At 50.0% G+C, this 21961-nt stretch carries 11 protein-coding genes; 5 read left to right on the plus strand and 6 right to left on the minus strand.

Features of this window, described 5'->3' with window-relative positions; genetic code table 11:
* Positions 1-151 precede the first annotated feature (151 nt).
* Together B3Z75_RS04745 and B3Z75_RS04750 are read left to right on the plus strand one after the other, a co-directional pair.
* The gene (locus B3Z75_RS04745) at positions 152-2314 is read left to right on the plus strand and encodes a HEAT repeat domain-containing protein (protein WP_294068232.1); all 2163 of its coding nucleotides are present in this window, start codon (positions 152-154) and stop codon (positions 2312-2314) included.
* Positions 2315-2325: 11 nt separating this feature from the next.
* A complete protein-coding gene (locus tag B3Z75_RS04750; protein ID WP_294068233.1) occupies positions 2326-4569 on the plus strand; it encodes a HEAT repeat domain-containing protein in 2244 nt (747 codons plus the stop codon).
* Positions 4570-4580: 11 nt separating this feature from the next.
* Here B3Z75_RS04750 and B3Z75_RS04755 read toward each other — a convergent pair whose 3' ends face one another.
* The 5 genes from B3Z75_RS04755 to B3Z75_RS04775 all read right to left on the minus strand — a co-directional run bounded on the left by B3Z75_RS04755 (position 4581) and on the right by B3Z75_RS04775 (position 12576).
* A complete protein-coding gene (locus B3Z75_RS04755; RefSeq protein ID WP_294068234.1) occupies positions 4581-6974 on the minus strand; it encodes an outer membrane beta-barrel protein in 2394 nt (797 codons plus the stop codon).
* Between the two features lie 201 nt (positions 6975-7175).
* Positions 7176-7886: a YebC/PmpR family DNA-binding transcriptional regulator gene (locus B3Z75_RS04760; protein WP_294068235.1), complete on the minus strand. Its 711-nt coding sequence runs from the start codon at positions 7884-7886 to the stop codon at positions 7176-7178.
* 89 nt (positions 7887-7975) lie between these two features.
* On the minus strand, positions 7976-10438 hold the full coding sequence (gene pheT, locus B3Z75_RS04765) for a phenylalanine--tRNA ligase subunit beta (protein ID WP_294068236.1): 2463 nt from the start codon (positions 10436-10438) through the stop codon (positions 7976-7978).
* Positions 10439-10780: 342 nt separating this feature from the next.
* Complete coding sequence (locus tag B3Z75_RS04770) at positions 10781-12043, minus strand: phosphoglycerate kinase (protein WP_294068237.1); 1263 nt, start codon at positions 12041-12043, stop codon at positions 10781-10783.
* Positions 12044-12153: 110 nt separating this feature from the next.
* Positions 12154-12576 (minus strand): OsmC family protein, encoded by a 423-nt coding sequence (locus B3Z75_RS04775; RefSeq protein ID WP_294068238.1) that lies wholly within the window; start codon positions 12574-12576, stop codon positions 12154-12156.
* Between the two features lie 214 nt (positions 12577-12790).
* Between B3Z75_RS04775 and B3Z75_RS04780 the strand changes: the two genes are divergently transcribed.
* Both B3Z75_RS04780 and B3Z75_RS04785 read left to right on the plus strand, forming a co-directional pair.
* The gene (locus tag B3Z75_RS04780) at positions 12791-13834 is read left to right on the plus strand and encodes an asparaginase (RefSeq protein WP_294068239.1); all 1044 of its coding nucleotides are present in this window, start codon (positions 12791-12793) and stop codon (positions 13832-13834) included.
* An 87-nt stretch (positions 13835-13921) separates the two neighbouring features.
* Entirely contained in the window at positions 13922-15724 is a 1803-nt protein-coding gene (locus B3Z75_RS04785; protein ID WP_294068240.1) for a glycoside hydrolase family 15 protein, read from the plus strand.
* Between the two features lie 71 nt (positions 15725-15795).
* Here B3Z75_RS04785 and B3Z75_RS04790 read toward each other — a convergent pair whose 3' ends face one another.
* A complete protein-coding gene (locus tag B3Z75_RS04790; protein ID WP_294068241.1) occupies positions 15796-17964 on the minus strand; it encodes a bifunctional alpha,alpha-trehalose-phosphate synthase (UDP-forming)/trehalose-phosphatase in 2169 nt (722 codons plus the stop codon).
* Positions 17965-18259: 295 nt separating this feature from the next.
* Here B3Z75_RS04790 and nifJ point away from each other — a divergent pair, with 295 nt between their 5' ends.
* Positions 18260-21841, plus strand: coding sequence for a pyruvate:ferredoxin (flavodoxin) oxidoreductase (nifJ, locus tag B3Z75_RS04795; RefSeq protein ID WP_294068242.1), 3582 nt, complete (start codon positions 18260-18262; stop codon positions 21839-21841).
* Positions 21842-21961 lie beyond the last annotated feature (120 nt).

Consider the following 21961-nt stretch of genomic DNA (forward strand, 5'->3'; position numbering starts at 1 on the left):
AGCATCAGTTATTTTGCAACTCTCTCCTCACGGAAGAGCGGTGCCTATCTGAAGCTTACAGCAGACTATTACAAGCCAACCGAAGGTGACGACGTAAGGGTGATCACCCGACTGGGGATGGGGCTTACCTTTTAAATAAGTCCTACAAACAATGGTTCAAAAATATTTTTCACTGACAGTTTTCACCCTGCTTTTCTCCTTCACGGTGACAGCTGCCGGAGAGGGGTTTGCCATTGTGGTGGATCAACCCACCTATATCGCTTGCAAGGCGGAGATCGATGCCTACAGCAGCCTCCTGGAACGCGAGGGTTTCAACCCGGTGCTCCTTTCAGGTGTGTGGCAGCTGCCCGATGAACTGAGGCAGCAACTGCACCATCTCTATCAGCATCACCAACTGGAAGGGACGATCCTTGTCGGCCAGATACCGGTACCGATGATCCGTGATGCCCAACACCTCACCTCGGCCTTCAAGATGGATCAGGAGCGTTTCCCGCGACGCGACTCCTCGGTACCCTCCGACCGCTTTTACGACGATTTCGACCTCCGGTTCGATTACCTCGGAGGCGAGGAGGAAGAACCGCTGCTGCACTACTATTCGCTGCGTGGCGACTCACCGCAATACATCCGGAGCGACATCTACAGCGGACGGCTCAAACCCTCGCGGCAAGGTGAAGAGGGATACCAACAGATACGCGATTATTTCCGGAAGCTCCTGCGGGAGCGAGAGAAAGAAAATCCGCTGGATGTGGTCACCGCCTACACGGGGGAAGGATCCTTCTCAAACAGCCTGACGGCCTGGCGCGATCAGGGGATGGTGATCCGGGAGCAGTTCCCGGCAACCTTCCACAACAAAAAATCGGCAAAGTTCCTTTTTTACGATATGTATCCCTTTATGAAGGAGCTGGTTATCGATGAGCTCCGCAGGGAGGAGATGGACCTGATGCTCTTCCACGAGCATGGGACGCCCGACAGGCAGTACCTGACAGCCCTGCCGCATACCAGGGAGAGTGGGGAGCAGATGGAGGCGGGACGCCGCCTTTTCCGGCAGGCACTCCGCCGGACCGGTGATGCGGAACAGAGGGAAAAACTGAAACAGACCTGGATGGAACTTTACCAGGTAGATACCCTCTGGTTTGCCGGTTCAGATGACCCCATCCAGCGGGTGAACGACTCCCTTCAGGAATTGCGCACCAGCATCCTCCTCGAGGATGTGCCGCTTATCTCCCCCAATGCCCGGATGGTGATCTTTGACGCCTGCTACAATGGCGATTTCCGTGAAAAGCGTTACATCGCCGGCGAGTACATCTTTACCGAAGGAAAGACGCTGGTCACCTTCGCCAACAGTGTCAATGTGCTGCAGGATAAAAGTTCCACCGACCTGCTGGGGCTGCTGGGCCTCGGCTTCCGCGTGGGTGAGTGGGCCCGCGAGGTCAACATCCTGGAGTCGCATATCATCGGTGACCCCACCCATCGCTTTGCCGGTAACACCGCCTCCCGGGTAGACCTTCGCTCGACCGACACCGCCCATTGGCTGGCACTCTTCGAAGAAGCGGAGCATCCCGATCTGAAGGGACTGGCGCTGCATAAGCTCTCCGATTTGGGATACTCCCGAATGCCGGAGCTGCTCACAAGAGCCTATAACGAATCACCCTACTACTCAGTGCGGCTGCAGGCCTTCCTCCTGCTGCAACTCTATGGAGGCGATCATTTTTCAAAACTGCTGGAACATTCGATCCGCGACCCCTATGAATTTATCCGCCGCAAATCGGTATATGCCATGGGCGCCATCGGATCCGATCATTTTATTCCCTTCCTGGTGAAAACCTACCTCGATGATCACCTCGATGAACGGGTTCATTTCAATGTTGCCTTCACCTTCGGCCGGATGGATTTCGACCGGATGGAGGCGGAAGTGAAGCGGCAGCTGGATCAGAACCTCTCCTATCCCGACAGGGAGAAGGTGTGGGAAGAGTTCCAGCGGCAGTTCGGTTCCCGCAAGCGAATCGCAGCCATGGCCAATGATGTGGCCGACATGGAAAAACCGTTGAAAGCCAGAATGTCCGCAGCAAAGATGCTGCGCAACAACAACTACCACAAGCAGGTGGAAGATTATCTCCGGGTGCTGGCCGACGGGAGCGAAGAGCTCCCGCTGCGCGTTGCATTGGCCGAGGCACTCGGCTGGTTTACCCATTCCTGCCGCAGAGAGGAAATTGTGACATCTCTCAAAGAAGCAGCTGCCTTGGAGCGGACTCCTCGGCAGCTGGGCAATGAGCTGGAGAAGAGCATTGCACGAATTGAGCATTTTATGCGATAGCGATGACGGGCATGAAGAAAATTAAAACCATAGGGATGGTCTACCTGCTCGCCACCTTCTTTACCCTGACGGCGGCAGGGCGGTTCATCCCCGAAAACGGCAGATTCGAAACCCGTTTTCTGATTGTGATCGACACGGAAAGCTTTGAAGAGGTCTCGAAAGAGGTACTGGCCTACAAAACCGTACTGGAGGAAGAGGGATTGGGAGTTGTCGTGATGATCGGCAACTGGGACAATCCCGAAACGCTGCGTGAGGAGATCCGGCAGATCTACCGCCGTAAACCGGTGATGGAAGGGGCCGTCTTTATCGGCGACATTCCCGTAGTGCGTCTGCGCAACTTCCAGCATGCCACCACCGCCTTCAAGATGAACGAGAAGGAGTTTCCCATCGAGGAGTCGTCGGTAACCAGCGACCGTTTCTACGACGACCTGGACCTGGAGTTCCGCTTTCTCAGCGTCGATGAGAAGAACCCCCGCCATTTCTATTATGAATTGACGGAACGTTCGCCCCAGGTGGTGGAGAGCGAGTTCTACTCTGCCCGCATGCTCCCTCCTTCCGATATGGGAGAAGGGGCGCATGAGCAACTCGGAAAATATCTCCGCAAGGTGGTGGAGGCCCACAGGGAGGTGAATCATGCCGACCGGATCCGGTTCTTCAATGGCCACGGATATAACTCCGACTGCCTCACCGCCTGGCACAACCAGCAGTTTGCCATCCGGGAACAGTTCCCGGATGCATTCCGTACGGCAGACGGCAACGCCTTCTATAACTTTCGCCAGGATCCCTTCATGAAGTACCGTCTCTACGAGCGACTACAGGCACCCGGCACCGATCTCTTCGTCTTCCACGAGCACGGTGCCTTCGATACCCAGTATATCAACGGTCCTTATCCCGCGCCCAATCAGCTGGGCATGGGCCGTGAAGGAGCCACCGGCCCCCTGGAGATCCTCTCGGCCTCACTCCGGAACAGCTACCGCCGCTACAGCGGCAAGCGGAGGGAAGCTTTCGGGAAGAAGGTGATGAACGATTATGCCCTGATGTCCGGCTTCTTCGCCCCGGAACGGCTCGACAGCACCCGTGTGAGCGACTCGCTGCTGGCTGCCGGCATCAACATGGTGCTCGCCGATATAGGGACATTGCACCCTCAACCACGCATCACCATCTTCGATGCCTGTTACAACGGCTCCTTCCACCAGCCCGGATATGTGGCCGGCTATCATATCTTCGTCGGTGGCAAGACGGTGGTGACACAGGGAAACACGGTCAATGTGCTGCAGGACAAATGGTCGATGGAGCTGATCGGCATGCTGGCTGAAGGTGTACGCATCGGATTCTGGCAGAAAGAGATCCAGACACTTGAGTCACATCTGATTGGCGACCCCACCTACCGGCTTCTTCCCGTTACGAATGAGGACGACGCGATAAACAGAGTCCGGTTGCTGAACCGCGACCTGGCGCTGAACCGCCACAAGAGCGGGGTATGGCAGGATTATCTGCAGAGCGAGAATCCCAACCTGCAGTCGCTCGCCCTGAAGATGCTCTCCCACCGCCCACCCAAAGGATATCCGGAACTGCTGCTACGCTACCTGCGGGAAAGTCCATACTACAGTGTGCGGATGCAGGCATTGCAACGGATTCTCTACTCTACCGGCAGCTATCTCGCCGAGGCGTTGTTGCTGGCACTGGATGATTCCTATGAGCTGATCCGACGGAACGGAGCCCGCTTTGCCGGCTATCACGGTGATGATCGGCTGATTGCTCCGCTGGTGGAGACCGTGCTCTTCTCCGATGAGAGCCAGCGGGTGCAGTACGCCGCACAGGGTTCACTCCCGATGTTCAGTCTGGAAAAGATCCGGGAGGAGATTGGCCGCCAGACAGCAGGTTCCAACCTGACGAAACCCGATGAGGTCGCAGGGAAAATGACTGCCTATTTTGAGGGACAGGCGAAACGGTACGACCGCTCCCTGGCCGTGATGCAGGACAAAGGGGCAGATCCGAAAGAGCGGATCTCGGCCATCCGTTTCCTGCGCAACTACAACAACCACCGGCAGGTGCCGTCCCTACTGACGATCCTGAAAGACCAGGGCGATGAGACGGAGGTGAGGGTGGTGTTGGCCGAAGCGCTGGGCTGGTTCCGTTGGAGCGTGCAAAAGGAGACAATCGTACAGGCGTTGAAGGAGGTCGGCAAGAACAGGGCAACCCCGCAGGAGCTGCGCGATGAGATTGAACAGTCGCTGGTCAGGTTACGGTTTTGACTTGATCGCGGCTAATTTTCACTGCTGATACGTCCTTGTTCCGGTGTGTTTCCGGCGGAGGTCCGCCGGATTTTTGCGGAACGGTTTCCCCAGTTGAAGGTGTAGCTGACTCTTGCCATCACGGTGAAGGTGCTGGAGAGGCCTCTCTGTTTTTGGGAATAATCATCGAAGAAAGAATCGGAGCGTTGGCCGCCGATCATATTAAAAATATCCCCAAACATAAGCGATGCCGTTAATCTTCTGTTCATAAGCAGTTTATTGATGATCACATTGCTGTAAACGGATGAATAGTGTTTGGCGTACAATGTCCTACGGGATGGGGTGTATCTTAGATCCGCCATCACGTTGATATCGTAAGGCAGGCGGAATGTGCCGGAAAAACCGGTATCCCATGAAGCGTTCTGTTTGTGATGATCTTCAAATCGTTCCTCATAGAGGGAATAACTTCCGTTCAGTTTCAGTTGTCCCCACGATCCGAGCCGCAAAGGATACTCCATATAAATATCCAAGCTTCTGCTTTTCATTCCGTTCTCCGGACGGGTGTAGATGATATCGTTCTCCGGATCGACAACACCCAGATAAAGATGCCGGTTTCTGGAAGTGGTGTAGGAGATATTCAGCAGGAACCGGTCGAACAGCGTGAACCTCGATGTGTATAAATTCGAATAAGAGGGTTTGAGTAACGGATTCCCGGTAGTGTAACTGTACTCATTCTGCTGGATAAGCAACGGGTTGAGCGATTGCATGGAGGGTCTCCCGATGGAACGGTTGTACTGCAGGGTGATCCGATGCCCCTTTTCTTTGTGGAGATCGTAATGGATCGCTACCTCAGGGAACAGGCCGGTATAACGCTGATCCCGGTTTCTTTCGGGATTGATTGCCGAGCGCGGGGAGATGACGGCATGCTCCAGCCGAACACCCACATTGGCATTGACAGCACTGTGGGTGAGTGCATATTTGGAAAACAGTGCATACACCTGTTCGGTATAATCATACCGGTCGATATAGCTGGCCATCTCATCTTCTATCCCATTCTCGAGCAACAGGTTATCCATATTGCTTTTGGTAGACAGGTCGGTATATTTTATGCCCGCCGTCAACTTGTCCTTCTCCCGGAGTGATCTTTCCCAGTTAACCGCTGCGGTGTGGATCAGGTTTTTCTCTTTGTTCCGGTTCCTATACTGCATACTGTCCCCGCTAATATACGCATAGTCGTTTTCCTGATTCTTCTCTCCATCATTCTGCAGCCGGTCTGCCGTGAAGACCAGTGAACTCTTCTCGTTGAACAGGTGGGTGTAGTTCAGTGAAAGGTTATACATTTTTGCATTGTTATTGCCATGGGAAATCCCTGAAGTGGTTTGCTCGAAACCGGTGACGCCCCATTGTCTGGTGTCCGTAACGGAGCGGGAGCGATTTCGCCGGGAACGGAAAGAGCCTTCCACCGTAACCAGGTTGCGCGCATCGAAATCATATCCTATCCCCAGGGTGGAGAGTATATTTCCCGGCACATGCCCTTTCGATGAGGATTCGGTCGACAATCTTATGCCTGAATCGTGAAAAAAGTTCTCCAGGCTTCGGGATGAGAGGGAGTTTCCTTTGACAAACGATCCGGTCAGATAGGTGGACCACCTGCCGGTTCGCCAGCGTGTATTGATATTCGTGGTGTTATAATGGATGTAGCTGTTGTGGTTGGAGCTCTGTCCGGCGGTGAGCATGCCACCGTCATCCAATTTCACGGTGGTTATCTTGATGATGGATGAGCCCGCGGAAGAGGCATCTTCCTCCACGCCGCCGGCGGCAACCACCTCCATCCGCCTTACGTTGCGCCCGTTGAAATTGCGCAGGTACTGCATCAGCTCCCTGCCCTGCATCCGCACCTCCCGCCCGTCCACATAGACTTTGGATACCCTTTTGCCATACAGGCTGATTTCATCGCGCACCACGTTGGTACCCGGAGTAAGTATCAGGATCTGGTCCAGGTCGTAATTTTTATAAAAGGGATTGGCTGCTATTTCGGCTATATAACCATCCGCATGATAAGTGATGCTTTTGGCCGTGATCACCACCTCGTCCATCAGTTGGCTGTCTTCGGCCAGAAGGATATCGGGCAGAACCACGTGCCCGTCGAGCTGTACCGAAGCTTCCTGTTTCCGGTATCCGATGTAGGTGATCTCCATGGAATAGTTGCCACGGGGAACGGCGACGGAAAATTTACCCTCCTCATCGGTCGATCCGCCATATACCCGGGTGGTATTGGCCCTGTCCACCAGGCGTACGGTGGCATGGGGCAATGCTTCATTCTCCGTTGTCTTCACCGCTCCCGAGACACGCGCTGTTTGCTGGGCATGAGCAGAGAAAGGGAGCAGCAGCAAAAACAACAGAGGCAGTGGGTGTGTGCGCTTCATACATGAAAATTTACGCATGCGGTGCAAACATATCAATTTGACGCTATAATGCAAAGAAAAAAAATGAATTTAACGATTATCTCCTGTTCGGGTTTTGATTTCGTTTTCCAGTAGGAGTGAAATAAAAAAGCGAGATATGTTTCATACCTCGCTTTATCTATTTTTGACTACTGTCGAATCTCTGGATACTGATCCTTCTCTTTACGCCATGTTGTGGAACACATTCTGCACGTCGTCGTCCTCCTCGAACTTGTCGAGCAGCTTCTCGATCTGGGCGCGTTGCTCTTCGTCCAGCTCCTTGGTGTCGTGGGGGATACGTTCAAATTCGGCCGAATGGATCTCAAACCCATTTCCTTCCAGATAAGACTGGATGTCGGCATACGATTTGAAATCTCCATACAGAATGATGTCCTCTTCATCCACATCCACTTCGTCCACTCCGTAATCTATGAGCTCCAGTTCCAAATCTTCGAGGGAAACACCTTCTTTCGGTGCAATTTTAAACACACATTTATGGTCGAACAGAAACTCCAGGCTGCCGGTAGTCCCCAGTGATCCGCCATGTTTATTGAAGTAGCTGCGTACGTTGGCCACGGTGCGCGTAGGGTTGTCGGTGGCAGTTTCCACTACCACAGCTATGCCGTGTGGTCCGTATCCCTCATAAACGACCTCTTTGTAGTCCGATGCATCTTTGTCTGTTGCTTTCCTGATTGCCCGTTCCACGTTGTCTTTCGGCATATTCTCCTTTTTTGCCTGCTGCACCAGCACGCGCAGACGAGGGTTGGTGTCAGGGTCGGGTCCCCCCGATTTGGTGGCGATGGTAATCTCTTTTCCCAACTTTGTAAAAACGCGGGCCATGTTGCCCCACCTTTTCATTTTCCTTGCTTTGCGATATTCGAATGCTCTTCCCATATTTATAGGTTACCCGGATCTGCTTAGGTGCTTCTCTGCGGGTTTTGAATTATGATGTTAATACTTTGTTTCGATACTCTCTCGGGGAGTTACCGTAACTGTGCTCCCAGTTCTTTTTCCAGATTCTGTCTGATTTTTTGCATTACGGCGTCGATCTGTTTATCGTTCAGTGTTTTTGCTTCATCCTGCAACAGGAAGTTCACCGCATACGATTTCTTTCCCTCGGGCAGGTTCTTACCTTCATACACATCGAAGAGGGATACTTCTTTCAGTAGTTTCTTTTCCGACTTCAGCGCAATCTGTTCGATTTGTGCAAAGGAAATGTTTTTGTCAATCAGCAATGCCAAATCTCTGCTCACTGCAGGGAATCTGCTAATCTCTGTAAACTGAACCGACAGTTTTTCTGTATCCTTCATCAGCGCGTCCCAACTCATCTCTGCAAAATAAACCTCCGTGTCAATATCGAACCGGTGACAAATTTTCGGGGAAACGATTCCGAAGATGCCTACTCTTTGTCGGGAGGTGCGAATATCCATGGCTGTGGAGAAAAGTTCATTCTGTATCGGTTCGCACACAATCTGATCTTTGCCGATACCCAATCTTTTCAGGATATTTTCCAGGTGAGCCTTCAGTTCAAAGACCGAGCTCTGTTCTTCTGCCGTGGCCCAGTTCTTATGAGTGCGCTTGCCGCAGATCCACAGCCCGATGCGGTTGTCTTCGGCATATTCGGCAAGGATATTGTTTTCGCTTTTTTTATCCGCATCAAAGAAATAGCAGTTCCCAAATTCGTAAAAACGAAGGTCTCCATGCTTTCGGTTGCGGTTATATGAAATGCTTTCAAGACCGCCGAAAAGCAAGGTCTGTCGCATCACGCTCAGGTCGTTGCTCAATGGATTCAGCAATGAAACACAGTGTGACACGGGATAATTCTCAAGCCGTTCGTAATACGATTTTTTGGTGAGCGAATTATTCATGATCTCACCAAAACCATTGGCCGAAAGTTGTTCCGAGATAAGTGTCTGCAGTTTGTGCTTCCGGTCGGTAGGTGTCTGGTAAGAAAGGTTACCCTTCAGTGCATCGCTGATCTCCACGTTGTTGTATCCGTAGATGCGAAGGATATCTTCAATCACGTCCACATCGCGGGTCACATCTACCCGGTAGGTAGGGATGCGGAGCGAGAGCTCGTTTTCTGTTTCCTGATCTATTTCAATCTCCAGGCTATGGAGGATCTGCTTGATTGTCTCTTTCGGAATCTCTTTCCCGATCAGTTTGGTTGTTTTGTCGTAGGATAATGTTATCACCTGCTTTTCAACGGAAACAGGATAAATGTCGCGTATCTCGCCCTCTATTTCGCCTCCCGCCAGCTCTTTCACCAGCAATGCGGCTCGTTTCAGGACATAGACGGTGTTGTTGGGATCGGCTCCGCGTTCGAAGCGGAACGACGAATCGGTGTTTAATCCGTGTCTGCGGGCAGTCTTTCGTACCCGGGTGGGGTGGAAGTAGGCCGATTCCAGAAAAAGATCTTTGGTTGTTTCGGTTACACCCGAATCCAATCCGCCGAATACACCGGCAATACACATTCCCTCTTCGGCGTTGCAGATCATCAGATCGTTTTCGCTCAACGTGCGTTCCTGCTCATCCAGAGTCACAAATTTTGTTCCTTCGGGCATGGTGCGCACCACCACTTCGTTCCCCCTGATGTGTGCTGCATCGAATGCGTGCATGGGATGTCCGGTCTCGTGTAACACGAAGTTGGTGATGTCCACAATGTTGTTGATAGGACGCAGGCCAATAAGCAACAGCTTGTTTTTCAGCCAGTCGGGGCTCTCCCTCACGGTAACGCCTCGGATGGTGAGTCCGGAGTAGCGGGGGCACGCTTCCCTGTCTTCTACCACAACCTCTATGCCTCCTTCATTTTTGTCGATGGCAAACCCGTCGACCGACGGCTTGACCAGTTTAAAGGGCTTTCCGGCCTGTTGGAGCCAGGCTGCCAGGTCGCGTGCTACGCCAAAGTGGGAAGCTGCATCCACCCTGTTGGGGGTGATGTCTACTTCCAGTACCCAGTCGCTTTTTACGTTGTAATATTCCCTGGCCGGGGTGCCCGGAACTGCCCCGTCCGGTAGCACGATGATTCCGTCGTGCGAGGTACCGATGCCAATCTCATCTTCGGCACAGATCATGCCCAAAGACTCTTCGCCCCGTATCTTTGAACGTTTTATCGTAAACTCTTCCTCTCCGGCATAAAGCTTAGTACCCACGGTAGCTACCACCACCTTTTGTCCGGCTGCCACATTGGGCGCACCACAGACAATCCTCAACGGTTCGTTGCCATCACCAATATTTACAGTCGTCAGATGAAGGTGATCGGAGTTGGGGTGATCCATACAGGTAAGTACTTCTCCGATGACCAAGCCTTCCAGTCCTCCTTTAATGGTTTGGATTTCCTCCACGCTCCCGGTTTCCAGTCCGATGGAGGTGAGGGCGTCTGCCGTTTCCTGCGGAGATAAATCAAATTGCAGATACTCTTTGAGCCAGTTGTACGAAATATTCATTGTTAATAGATTGAATCAAATTGAATCAGACCGAAACGGAACGATTGAGACAAGGCCAAATTTTTTTGCACTGGGAAGCCAGTCTCGGGCAATCTGTTTGAACCCGTGAAAGGTGCGGTTTCATTCAAACGATGCTGTTCTGTTTGAAATTGAGGTCAAAATTACAAAAAAATGCTGAGAAAAACGTAGCGTCGCTTTCTAATTTCCAAATTCCGTTGACCTGTGTCATCGCAAAAACGAAAAATGCGTTCACTTTATAAGGTAGTAGAATCAGAAACGAGGGTGAAGTTAAATAAATGACTTTCACCCTCGTTGATCAGTTTACTGTGGATTACGAAAGGATTAATATCCTCTGATTGCTTTCACACCGGGAAGTACTTTGCCTTCAATCATTTCCAGGAGTGCTCCGCCGCCGGTAGAGACATACGAAACGTTGTCGGCGTGGCCGAACTTGTTCACACACGCCACCGAGTCACCGCCTCCAACAAGGGAGAAAGCACCTTTTTGGGTAGCCTCTACAATGGCATCTGATACGGCACGCGAGCCTTTGTCGAAATTGTCGAATTCGAACACACCCACCGGGCCGTTCCAAAGGATTGTTTTGGAGTTTTTGATTACCTCGGTGAACGCTTTTTCAGATTCGGGGCCTATGTCAAGTCCTTCCCATCCGTCGGGTATTTCGTTTACGGAGGCGAAGCCGGTTTTGGCATCGTTGCTGAAGCTGTCAGCTGTCTTGGCATCTGTTGCCAGTACGAGGTTTACGCCTTTCTCTTTCGCCAGTTCCACAATCTCTTTCGCCAGATCGAGCTTGTCATTTTCTACAATAGAGTTTCCAATATTGCCCCCGAATGCCTTGGCAAAAGTATAGGTCATGCCTCCTGCAAGGATCAGGTTGTCTACTTTATCCAGCAGGTTTTTGATGATCTCGATCTTGGTGGAAACCTTTGATCCACCCATAATTGCCGTGAAGGGACGTTCCGTATCTTTCATGACTTTTTCCACGGCAACAATTTCATTCTGTAGCAGATAACCGAAAAGTTTGTGATCGGCATCGAAATAGTCGGCGATCAATGCAGTAGATGCATGTGCACGGTGAGCTGTTCCAAACGCGTCGTTCACATATACATCGGCATAGGAAGCCAGTTTTTTGGTAAATTCTTTTTGCGATTCCTTCACTGCCTTTTTCGCTTTTGCCGTTTCTTCCTCGCTTGCGTCTTCGGCCAGTCCGCGGGGCTTTCCTTCTTCTTCGGCATAAAAACGGAGGTTCTCGAGAAGCAGGGCTTCTCCCGGCCTCAGCGCTGCCGCTTTGGCTTCGGCTTCTTCTCCAATACAGTCGCTGGCAAATTGTACGTCCACGCCCAGTAGTTCGGAAACGCGCGGAAGAATGTGCTTGAGGGAATATTTATCAGTTGGCCCTTTCGGTCTGCCTAAATGTGATCCTACGATTACGCTTCCTCCGTCTTTCAAAATCTTTTTTAACGTAGGGATAGCTGCCCGGATGCGCGTATCGTCCGTAATGTTGAAGTTCTCATCGAGCGGAACATTGAAGTCCACGCGTACGAATGCCTTTTTACCGGCAAAATTAAACGAGTCCATTGTTTGCATAGTTCAGTATATTTTATGAATATTGTTTACGAAGTTCTCTTGATATACGATAAACCTTCCGCAAAGGTAGGAAAATATATGGAAATTTTTCCGTAATGATCCTTGAAAATTTATCGGTTCTTTATCACCACTTCGTACGTTACCGGAACTGCTTTCTTGTACATCGCCAGCACGCCGCAATAAGTGTCGAAAGAGAGTTTACAGGCTCTTTCCAGTTTTTCCCGGGGCAAATCGTCCCCTTCAAAATCGTAAATCACATGGAGGGAGGTGTATTGTTTGGGATGCTCATCGGCCACCTCTGCCTGGATGCGGATGTCAAATTTTTTTAATTCGATACGCATCTTGCGTGCCATGGTCACGATGTCAAGCCCCGTACATCCTGCCGCGGCAACCAACAGTAACTTTTTGGGGCCCGGTCCGGCATTGTCCCCGCCCGACTCTCCCGGAATATCGATGGTGACGGTATGGCCATCGATCTCCGTGTCAAAAATATTGTTCTCTCTCCAATTGGTTTGAATAGAATGTGTTGCCATTTGAGTTGTTGTATGATATAGTTTATTTCTCCGTAAGATATTCTCTGTATGAGACTAAACAATTTAATGCCCTTTTGGTTCGTACAGGTCAGGGTTTGGCTTGTAAAAGGAAAAGTGTAACCGATACGTGCTGAATATGCGTACGTGTCCAAAAAATAATATCAAAAAGACAAAAAGTTTTTACAAAATGCTATATTTGTAAAAAAATAAGAATATGATTGATCGCAACGCAAGAGTTCTTCTGATATATACAGGGGGGACAATCGGGATGATGGAGAACATGGAGACAGGGGCCTTGGAGCCGTTTAATTTCAGCCACCTCCGTTCAAACATGCCCGAAATAAAACGATTGAACTTCAGTGTGGAGACCTATTTGTTTGATCCCCCCATCGATTCATCGGACATGTCGCTGGCTGTCTGGCAGCAAATAGGGAGGGTGATCGAGATGAACTATGCAGACTACGATGGCTTTGTGATCTTGCACGGCACAGACACGATGGCTTATACGGCTTCAGCCTTAAGTTTTATGTTCCGGAATCTGACCAAGCCGGTCATCCTTACCGGATCGCAACTTCCTATTGGCAAGCTGCGCACCGATGGCAAGGAAAACCTGATTACAGCGCTGGAGATTGCAGCTGATAAAGATGCGGATGGTCACCCCGTTGTTCCGGAGCTGTCTGTATATATGCAAAATCTTTTGATGCGCGGAAACCGTACCACCAAAGTGAATGCCGACAATTTCAGCGCCTTCACCAGTCCCAATTACCCCTTTCTTGCCGAAGTGGGGCTCGATATTCGTTACAACAGGCCAATGATTCTGCAGCCTGATTATAACAAGCCGGTGCAATTTAATTATGCAATGGATGCGCGGGTTTCAATTTTGAAATTGTTTCCCGGGATTACGGAAGATGTTGTGAAGGCACATGTCGAAATACCCGGCATGAAGGGAATGGTGCTGGAGGCCTACGGTACCGGAAATGGACCGGTCTATCCATGGTTTTCGAAGCAGATAGGACGTGCTTTGGAGCGTGGTATTCTGATTGTGAACGTGACGCAGTGCCTCTACGGATCTGTGGAGATGCATCGTTATGAGAACGGACGACAGCTCGAGACGATGGGGGTGATAAGCGGTTACGATATCACCACGGAGGCGGCACTGGCTAAGTTGATGATTTTGTTCGGACAGGGGGAGTCGCGGGAAGAAGTACGCCGTTTAATGCAGCTCCCCCTGCGCGGTGAAATGACGTTGAGGAGGTAATTGCGAGCACATTATCGGGCGACCGGGTTCTTGATTCTTTATTTTTAATTTGATTTCTTATCTTTGCTTTGGAACAAGACAAAGAATATGAGAAATAATTTGGACTACGGAATAATCGGCAATTGTCGTACCGCGGCACTAGTGTCAAAGAAAGGAAGCATTGATTGGCTTTGTCTGCCCGATTTCGACTCACCTTCCATCTTTGCCAGGTTGCTGGACGATGAGAGGGGAGGTAGTTTTCATTTTGAGGTATCGGACGACTATGTCGTCACCCAGAACTACCACGGTCACACCAATATACTGCTTACCAGATTTGAATCACCTGAGCATGGTTTTATCGTCTTCGACTATATGCCACGCTACAGGACTGAGGAGCTAAGGTATTATATGCCTCCCGAGATTCACCGGTATATACGTGTAATAAAAGGACGGCCGGAAGTGCGGGTGGTTTATGACCCGCAAATTAATTATGCCCGTGAGGCTACGTGTCATGAAGTAGTGGGAAAAAGCTATATCAAATCCTACTCGGAAGAGAATTCTGAAAATAAAGTTTACCTCTACACCAGCATGGACATGGAGAAAGTGTTAAATAGGGAAGCGGTAGTATTGAACGATCATCAGTTTTTTCTTTTATCCTATAATCAGAAGCTGGTGACTATAGACATCCATAGAATGCTCTTGGAATATGAGCGAACGAAGGTGTACTGGCTTAACTTCGCAAACCGCTCCCGGCATTACTTGAATTACAACGACATGATCCAGCGTAGCTTGCTTGTGCTGAAGCTATTGTCCTACCAGGACTCCGGAGCTATGCTGGCTGCGGTAACAACCAGTCTCCCCGAAACCATCGGCGAGACACGCAACTGGGACTATCGTTATTGTTGGTTGCGTGATGCTTCCATGTCGATTGATACATTGCTGTTTATGAAACAGAAAACGGCTGCCGAGCGATTTATCGGTTTTGTGAAGCGCATTTTGAAGTCGTCGCGCGATGAGCCGATTCAGATCATGTACGGCATCAGGGGAGAGCGTGATCTTATAGAAGAAGTGCTTCCTCATTTAAGCGGGTACTCGAACTCTCATCCGGTAAGGATCGGTAATGCCGCCTATTTTCAGGTACAAAATGATTCCATCGGCTATCTGCTGGATGTCATCTATAAATATTATCTCTACTTCCCCGGTACACTCGATGAAGTGGAGGAGATATGGGAAATCATTAAAAACCTGGTGCGTGCCGTGCTTGCTTCGTGGCGGAAACCCGACCGGAGTATCTGGGAGTACCGGACCATGGAAAAGCATTTTGTTTTTTCAAAAGTAATGAGCTGGGTGGCTTTGGACAGGGCGTCGCTGATTGCTGAACTCCTGCAAAGAGATTATTATGCCGAACAATGGCGCCGCGAAGCGGATATAATCAAAGCCGAGGTTCACGAAAAAGGATGGAACGAGGAGATGCAGTGTTTCACACAGGCATACGACAATACCGACTACGACTCATCGTTGCTGCTGATGCAGTTTTACGACTTTATTGAGCCGGAAGAGGAGCGGTATGTGAAGACGGTGAAGGCAATCAGGGAAAACCTTTATCACGAAGGATTGATGTACCGGTACAAGGCGGCCGATGATTTCGGTGTGCCCGGTTCTTCCTTCACCATCTGCACATTCTGGCTGATAGAGGCTCTTTATGTGATTGGTGAAAGGGACGAAGCGAAGGATATTTTTGAGAAAATGATCTCCTATTCCAATCATCTAGGGCTGTATAGCGAAGATCTCGATTTCAAGACAAAACGACAACTCGGTAACTTCCCGCAGGCTTATTCGCACCTTGCGTTTATCAACACAGCGGTGTTGTTTTCTGAGGAAAAACAGTTGTCCAAATTTATTCGCCCTTAAAAAGACAGAATAGCGGGGTCTATTTTTTCATAGGCTTGTTTCATTTTGTTAAATAGTGTCGGGTGTTTTTTCTATTTGATGAGATTGCTTAAGAACGGAATCACGGATGATTGTAGCGGGATGCGGTACTTTGCCGCCGGAGAGAAGTTGCCTACTTTGATGCTGATGCCGCTGGGCGGAAGCACACGGAACATATCTTCGTCGGTGGTGTCGTCGCCGATAGCCAGGACAAAGTCATAGTTCTGCTGCTCCAGTCTGCGTAGTGTCTCGCTGCCTTTGTTAAAATCAGGAGGTTTGATCTCCACAATTTTGTTTCCTGGTACAATCTGAAGGTTTAGCCTTGAACATGGTCCTATAAGGGCATGTATCAGCTGCTGGGCACGTAATTCGGCAAGCCATACATCCACCTTGCGGTAATGCCATACCAGCGAAGCATCTTTTTGCTCCAGATAAGAACGCGGAGTCTTGTCGATGGTGTGTTGAATGATCTCCATGATCTCGTTATCCCACACCACATCGTTCAGCAAGTTCTTGTGCCATTTGCCATTTTCTTTATAAAATATGCCATGTTCGGCAGCAAAATCAACATTGAGCCCGGCAAACCATTTGTCGAGGATTTGGTGGTTCCTTCCGCTGTTAATCACCACTTTGTTCTTCTTGTCGGCAGCCATGCTCTGCAGCATTTCTAAAAGCTTCTCTGAGGGGGCTGCATTTTCCGGATTCTCTACGAAAGCAGAAAGAGTCCCGTCGTAATCAAGCAGGAGCAAGCGTGATGATGCCTCGTCGTAAGCGCTTTTTATTTGGGTAAGCTGCTTTTTCCCTACAATTTTTTGTAATATTTCTTTGTTTTGGGTTTTGATGGAACGAAGTTCGGTAACAAAGTCGTTTGCCCATTTTTTTACATTCTCCCTGGAGGTTCTTTTTTGCATCTTCTGCAGCCTCTTTACCTTCTCTTCCTCCGGCATGTTCAGGGCTTGCAGAATAGCTTTTTCAATCTGATCCGTATCATTGGGGTTGATGATGATGGCATCCTGAAGCTCAATTGCGGCACCGGCCATTTCGCTGAGGATGAGAACGCCGGGAGTGTTGCATTTGGACGCTAGATACTCTTTGGCGACCAGGTTCATACCGTCCCGCAAAGGCGTCACCAGGGCGATGTCGGAAATGTCGTACATGGCCATCAGCTCCTCGAAGGCAAAGCTGCGATAGAAGTAGAATATGGGGGTCCAGCCCAATCTGGAATATTTGCCGTTAATCTCTCCGATTGTCTGATCTATCCTTGTCTTCAGATCGGCATAAATATCCACCGTGTCGCGTGAGGGAACCACGATCATTGCCAGCGTGACCTTTTCGTGATATTCCGGGTGATTTTGCAGAAACTGGGCAAAGCCGTTCAGGCGGTGAAGAATTCCTTTGCTGTAGTCCAGACGGTCTACGGAAAGGATCACGGTCTTGCCTCCGAGTTTATTTTTCAGCATTTCGGCTTTCTCTTTCACACCGGGCAGGGTGGGGGCATTATGATAAAGTTCGTAATTGATGCCCATCGGGAATGCATCCACGTGCACGATCCTGTCCCGCAGATTAATCTCGTCGAGACTGCAGTTCAGGTCAAGTACCCGGTAGATGGCACTGATAAAGTGTCGCATGTAATCGTGTGTGTGAAAGCCGATGAGGTCTGCCCCAAGCAGTCCTTCAAGGACCTCTTCTCTTTCGGGTAGTACCCTGAAGAGCTCGTACGAGGGGAAGGGAATATGGTGAAAATAGCCGATGCTGGCATTTGGTTTCTCTTCTCGGATCATCCCCGGCAACAGCATCAGCTGGTAATCCTGCACCCATACAATGTCGTTGCTCTCAATAAAGGGAAGGGCTTCGTTGCAGAACAATGAATTTACCTGCTGGTAAGTTTCCCAGTAGTCTGCCCTATATTCGATATAAGAGAAGAAGTAGTGGCACAAAGGCCATATTGTACTGTTGCTGTATCCCTCGTAGTAATTTTCAATCTGTTCGGCCGATAAGAAAACGGGGTGAAAATTCAACTCATGTAATTTGTCGGTGATTTCTTTTTTTTCCAGTTCGTCGTCTGTATGGATACCCGGCCAGCCAATCCAGTATTTGTCGGCTTCCGTTTCCAGCGACCCAAGTCCCGTGGCAAGACCGCCTTCGCTTCTTTCAATGGAAAAGCGGCCTTCTTTCCGTTCTATCCTTACTGGAAGCCTGTTGGCGATAATGATGATCTTCATCTGCGATATTTTTATAATTCTGTGAAATATCCAAGTTGGATGTAAAAAGTGGACAATATAAAAAAATGTGAATCCATTTGGTACTGCCTTTAGTAACATAACGCAGGTATCCCGGTAAAAGATTATTATTTAACATAAGTTTGCGCTTTGTGCCCCATCTCAGTGCGCTACATCAGCGAACAAAAAGGCATCATCTTTTGTTGTTTCCACTTTTTTGTAGTAATTTCGTGGTCCAAACCTTTATGATTTAGCAATCTATTCACTAAAATTTCAATCTTTTAGTAATCACATAATTATGACTAAAAAAAAGAATTACTTAACCTGCGACGGTAATCAGGCAGCTGCTCATATCGCCTATATGTTCAGTGAAGTGGCTGCAATTTACCCGATTACACCATCATCCACGATGGCAGAGTATGTGGATGAATGGGCTGCTGCCGGAAGAAAAAACATTTTCGGTCAACCCGTTCTGGTGCAGGAAATGCAATCGGAAGCAGGTGCTGCAGGTGCTATGCATGGTTCGTTACAGGCAGGAGCCCTCACTTCTACCTTTACTGCATCGCAAGGATTGTTGCTGATGCTTCCCAACATGTACAAAATGGCTGGAGAGCTGCTGCCGGGCGTATTTCATGTGTCGGCACGTGCCCTGGCATCTCACGCGTTGTCCATCTTTGGCGATCAGCAAGATGTGATGGCTGCCCGTCCGACCGGTTTTGCACTGTTTGCCACAGGCTCGGTACAGGAGGTAATGGACCTTGCCGCGGTAGCTCATCTGGCAGCGATTGAAAGCCGGGTGCCTTTCCTTCATTTCTTCGACGGATTCCGTACCTCACACGAGATTCAGAAGATAGAAGCTTTGTCGAACGACGACCTGGCTCCGCTGATTAACCAGGAGGCGTTGAAAGGTTTTCGCGATAGGGCGCTGAGTCCTGATGCACCTGTAGCCCGGGGAACAGCACAGAATGACGATATTTATTTTCAGGCACGCGAAGCATCCAATCCGTTTTACGATGCCGTACCCGACGTGGTGGAGAAATACCTGGAAAAATTGGCGGTGGTTACTGGCCGCAAATATGGGTTGTTCGACTACTATGGAGATCCTGAAGCCGAACGCGTGATTATCGCCATGGGTTCCGTAACCGAAACTATTCGGGAAGTTGTGGATCACCTGACCGCTCAGGGTGAGAAAGTGGGTGTGGTAGCCGTGCATCTCTATCGTCCGTTTAAGGCATCGGCATTCCTTTCTGTCGTGCCTGCCACGGCGAAACGTATCGCCGTGCTTGACCGGACCAAAGAGCCGGGAGCTACCGGACAGCCACTCTATCTCGATGTGAAGGATTGCTACTACGGCAAGGAGGGTGCACCCGAAATTGTGGGAGGTATTTACGGTCTTTCCTCAAAGGATACCACCCCCTCGCAGATTATTTCTGTGTTTGAAAACCTGACGATGTCCATGCCGAAAAATGATTTTACCATCGGCATCGTGGACGACGTGACATTCAAGTCACTCCCTGTGAAGGAAGAGGTTTCCATGGATGAAACTACCTATGAGGCCAAGTTTTACGGTTTGGGCTCCGACGGCACAGTGGGTGCCAATAAGAACTCGATCAAGATTATCGGAGATAATACCGACAAGTATGTGCAGGCCTATTTTGCCTACGACTCCAAGAAGTCGGGAGGTTTTACCTGCTCTCACCTCCGCTTTGGCGACAACGCCATTCGTTCTACCTACCTGGTGAACACGCCCAACTTTGTGGCATGTCATGTGCCGGCCTATCTCTATCTCTACGATGTGACTGCTGGCCTGAAGAAGAACGGAACCTTCCTGCTCAACTCGTTGTGGACGAAAGAGGAGGTGGCTAATCATCTGCCGGATCATGTGAAACAGTATTTTGCGGTCAACAACATCAAGCTATACATCATCAATGCCACTGCCATTGCCGATGAGATTGGCCTGGGAAACCGCACCAATACCATCCTGCAGTCGGCCTTCTTCAAGATATCCAACGTCATCCCTTATGATCTTGCTGTGGAACAGATGAAGAAATTCATTGTCAAATCATACGGCAAGAAGGGGGAAGAAGTGGTGAAAATGAACTATGCTGCCGTAGATCGCGGCGGGGAAGTGGAAGAGGTGGAAGTACCCAAAGAGTGGGCTACGCTGCAGGTTACTGCAGACTCGACCGACGATGCTCCGGAATTTATTCAAAAGGTGGTGCGTCCGGTAAATGCACAACGCGGTTACAGCCTCCCGGTATCGGCTTTCAGTGGTCGTGAAGACGGCACCTGGGAGCAGGGAACCACTACCTATGAAAAAAGAGGAGTCGCTGTGAACGTACCTGTCTGGCAGCCCGAAAACTGTATTCAGTGTAATCAGTGTGCCTATGTTTGTCCCCACGCTACCATCCGCCCCTTTGTCCTCGATGAGGAGGAAGTGAAGGGTGCTGGTGAAGGAGTAGAGATTCTGAAGGCACAAGGCAGGCAGTTTGCCGGTATGGGCTTCCGCATCCAGGTGGACGTACTCGATTGTCTGGGTTGCGGCAACTGTGCCGATGTGTGCCCGGGCAAAAAAGGAGAGAAAGCACTCGAGATGGTGCCCATTGCCTCACAACTCGATAACCAGAAGAACTGGGATTACATGCTGGAGAATGTTTCGAGCAAAGCCCATCTGGTGGATGTGAAGATGAATGTGAAAAACTCACAGTTTGCCAAGCCGCTGTTCGAATTTTCCGGCGCCTGTTCCGGCTGTGGAGAAACTCCCTATATTAAACTGATCACTCAGTTGTATGGCGACAGGATGATGATTGCCAATGCTACAGGTTGTTCATCAATTTACGGTGCATCAGCACCGGCCACACCTTACACGAAAAACGAAGAAGGTAAAGGGCCGGCATGGGCCAACTCCCTGTTCGAAGACAATGCCGAGTTCGGATACGGTTTTGTGATTGCCAATAACAGTATGCGCAACCATCTCCGGGAGCTGATGTTGCAGGGAATGCAGTCTGACGCATTCTCCGACGAACAAAAGGCACTTTTCCAGCTGTGGATCGATCACAAAGAGGATCTGGAAGAGTCGAAACGTGTTTCGACAGAGATTGTCTCTTCTTTGCGTGGTTCCGACAACAAGATAGCCCGCGAGATCCTCTCTATGGAAAAATACTTAGCGAAGAAGTCGATCTGGGTATTTGGTGGCGACGGATGGGCATACGATATCGGTTTCGGTGGCCTGGATCATGTGTTGGCTAGCGGACAGGATATCAACGTGCTGGTGCTCGATACCGAGGTTTACTCCAATACGGGGGGGCAATCGTCGAAGTCGACACCCATTGCGGCTGTTGCTAAATTTGCGGCTGCCGGAAAACGGATCCGCAAAAAAGACCTGGGTATGATTGCTACCACCTATGGATATGTTTATGTTGCACAAGTGGCTATGGGCGCCAACCAGGGACACTACCTCAAAGCGTTGAAGGAAGCTGAATCATATCATGGCCCGTCGCTCATCATCGCCTATTCACCCTGTATCAGCCATGGTCTGAAAAAGGGAATGGGAAGCGCACAGACGGAACAGAAAGAAGCCGTGGAATGTGGATACTGGCACCTGTGGCGCTACGACCCACGTCTGGAGGCAGAGGGCCGGAATCCGTTCCAGCTCGACAGCAAAGAGCCGGATTGGAGTAAGTTCAAGGACTTTCTTCTGGGTGAAGTGCGGTATACGCAACTGATCAAATCGTTCCCGAAACAGGCAGATGAACTTTTTGATGCCGCCCGGGAGAATGCGCAATGGCGTTATCGCTCCTATCAGCGGATGGCACATGCCAGTTTTGGTGATGCCGCCGCAGGCGATGCAGTAGAGGTTACAGCCGACGAGGAGAACTAATCTGAACATACATTTATTTGTTGCTGAGGGCGTCACAACGGGTGATGCCCTCAGTGGTTTCACGAATATAACTACAAAAATATTGTCGTATCTTTGCGGTTGCAATAAGACGCAAGACAA

Source organism: Proteiniphilum sp. UBA1028, from assembly GCF_002316955.1.
In the GTDB taxonomy this organism is placed as follows: Bacteria; Bacteroidota; Bacteroidia; order Bacteroidales; family Dysgonomonadaceae; genus Proteiniphilum.

Excerpts from the sequence above, each read along its gene's own strand:
- pheT (WP_294068236.1), bottom strand. The coding sequence starts at position 10,438 with ATGAATATTTCGTACAACTGGCTCAAAGAGTATCTGCAATTTGATTTA.
- B3Z75_RS04770 (WP_294068237.1), bottom strand. The coding sequence starts at position 12,043 with ATGCAAACAATGGACTCGTTTAATTTTGCCGGTAAAAAGGCATTCGTA.
- B3Z75_RS04745 (WP_294068232.1), top strand. The coding sequence starts at position 152 with ATGGTTCAAAAATATTTTTCACTGACAGTTTTCACCCTGCTTTTCTCC.
- B3Z75_RS04780 (WP_294068239.1), top strand. The coding sequence starts at position 12,791 with ATGATTGATCGCAACGCAAGAGTTCTTCTGATATATACAGGGGGGACA.
- B3Z75_RS04750 (WP_294068233.1), top strand. The coding sequence starts at position 2,326 with ATGAAGAAAATTAAAACCATAGGGATGGTCTACCTGCTCGCCACCTTC.
- nifJ (WP_294068242.1), top strand. The coding sequence starts at position 18,260 with ATGACTAAAAAAAAGAATTACTTAACCTGCGACGGTAATCAGGCAGCT.
- B3Z75_RS04760 (WP_294068235.1), bottom strand. The coding sequence starts at position 7,886 with ATGGGAAGAGCATTCGAATATCGCAAAGCAAGGAAAATGAAAAGGTGG.
- B3Z75_RS04790 (WP_294068241.1), bottom strand. The coding sequence starts at position 17,964 with ATGAAGATCATCATTATCGCCAACAGGCTTCCAGTAAGGATAGAACGG.
- B3Z75_RS04785 (WP_294068240.1), top strand. The coding sequence starts at position 13,922 with ATGAGAAATAATTTGGACTACGGAATAATCGGCAATTGTCGTACCGCG.
- B3Z75_RS04755 (WP_294068234.1), bottom strand. The coding sequence starts at position 6,974 with ATGAAGCGCACACACCCACTGCCTCTGTTGTTTTTGCTGCTGCTCCCT.
- B3Z75_RS04775 (WP_294068238.1), bottom strand. The coding sequence starts at position 12,576 with ATGGCAACACATTCTATTCAAACCAATTGGAGAGAGAACAATATTTTT.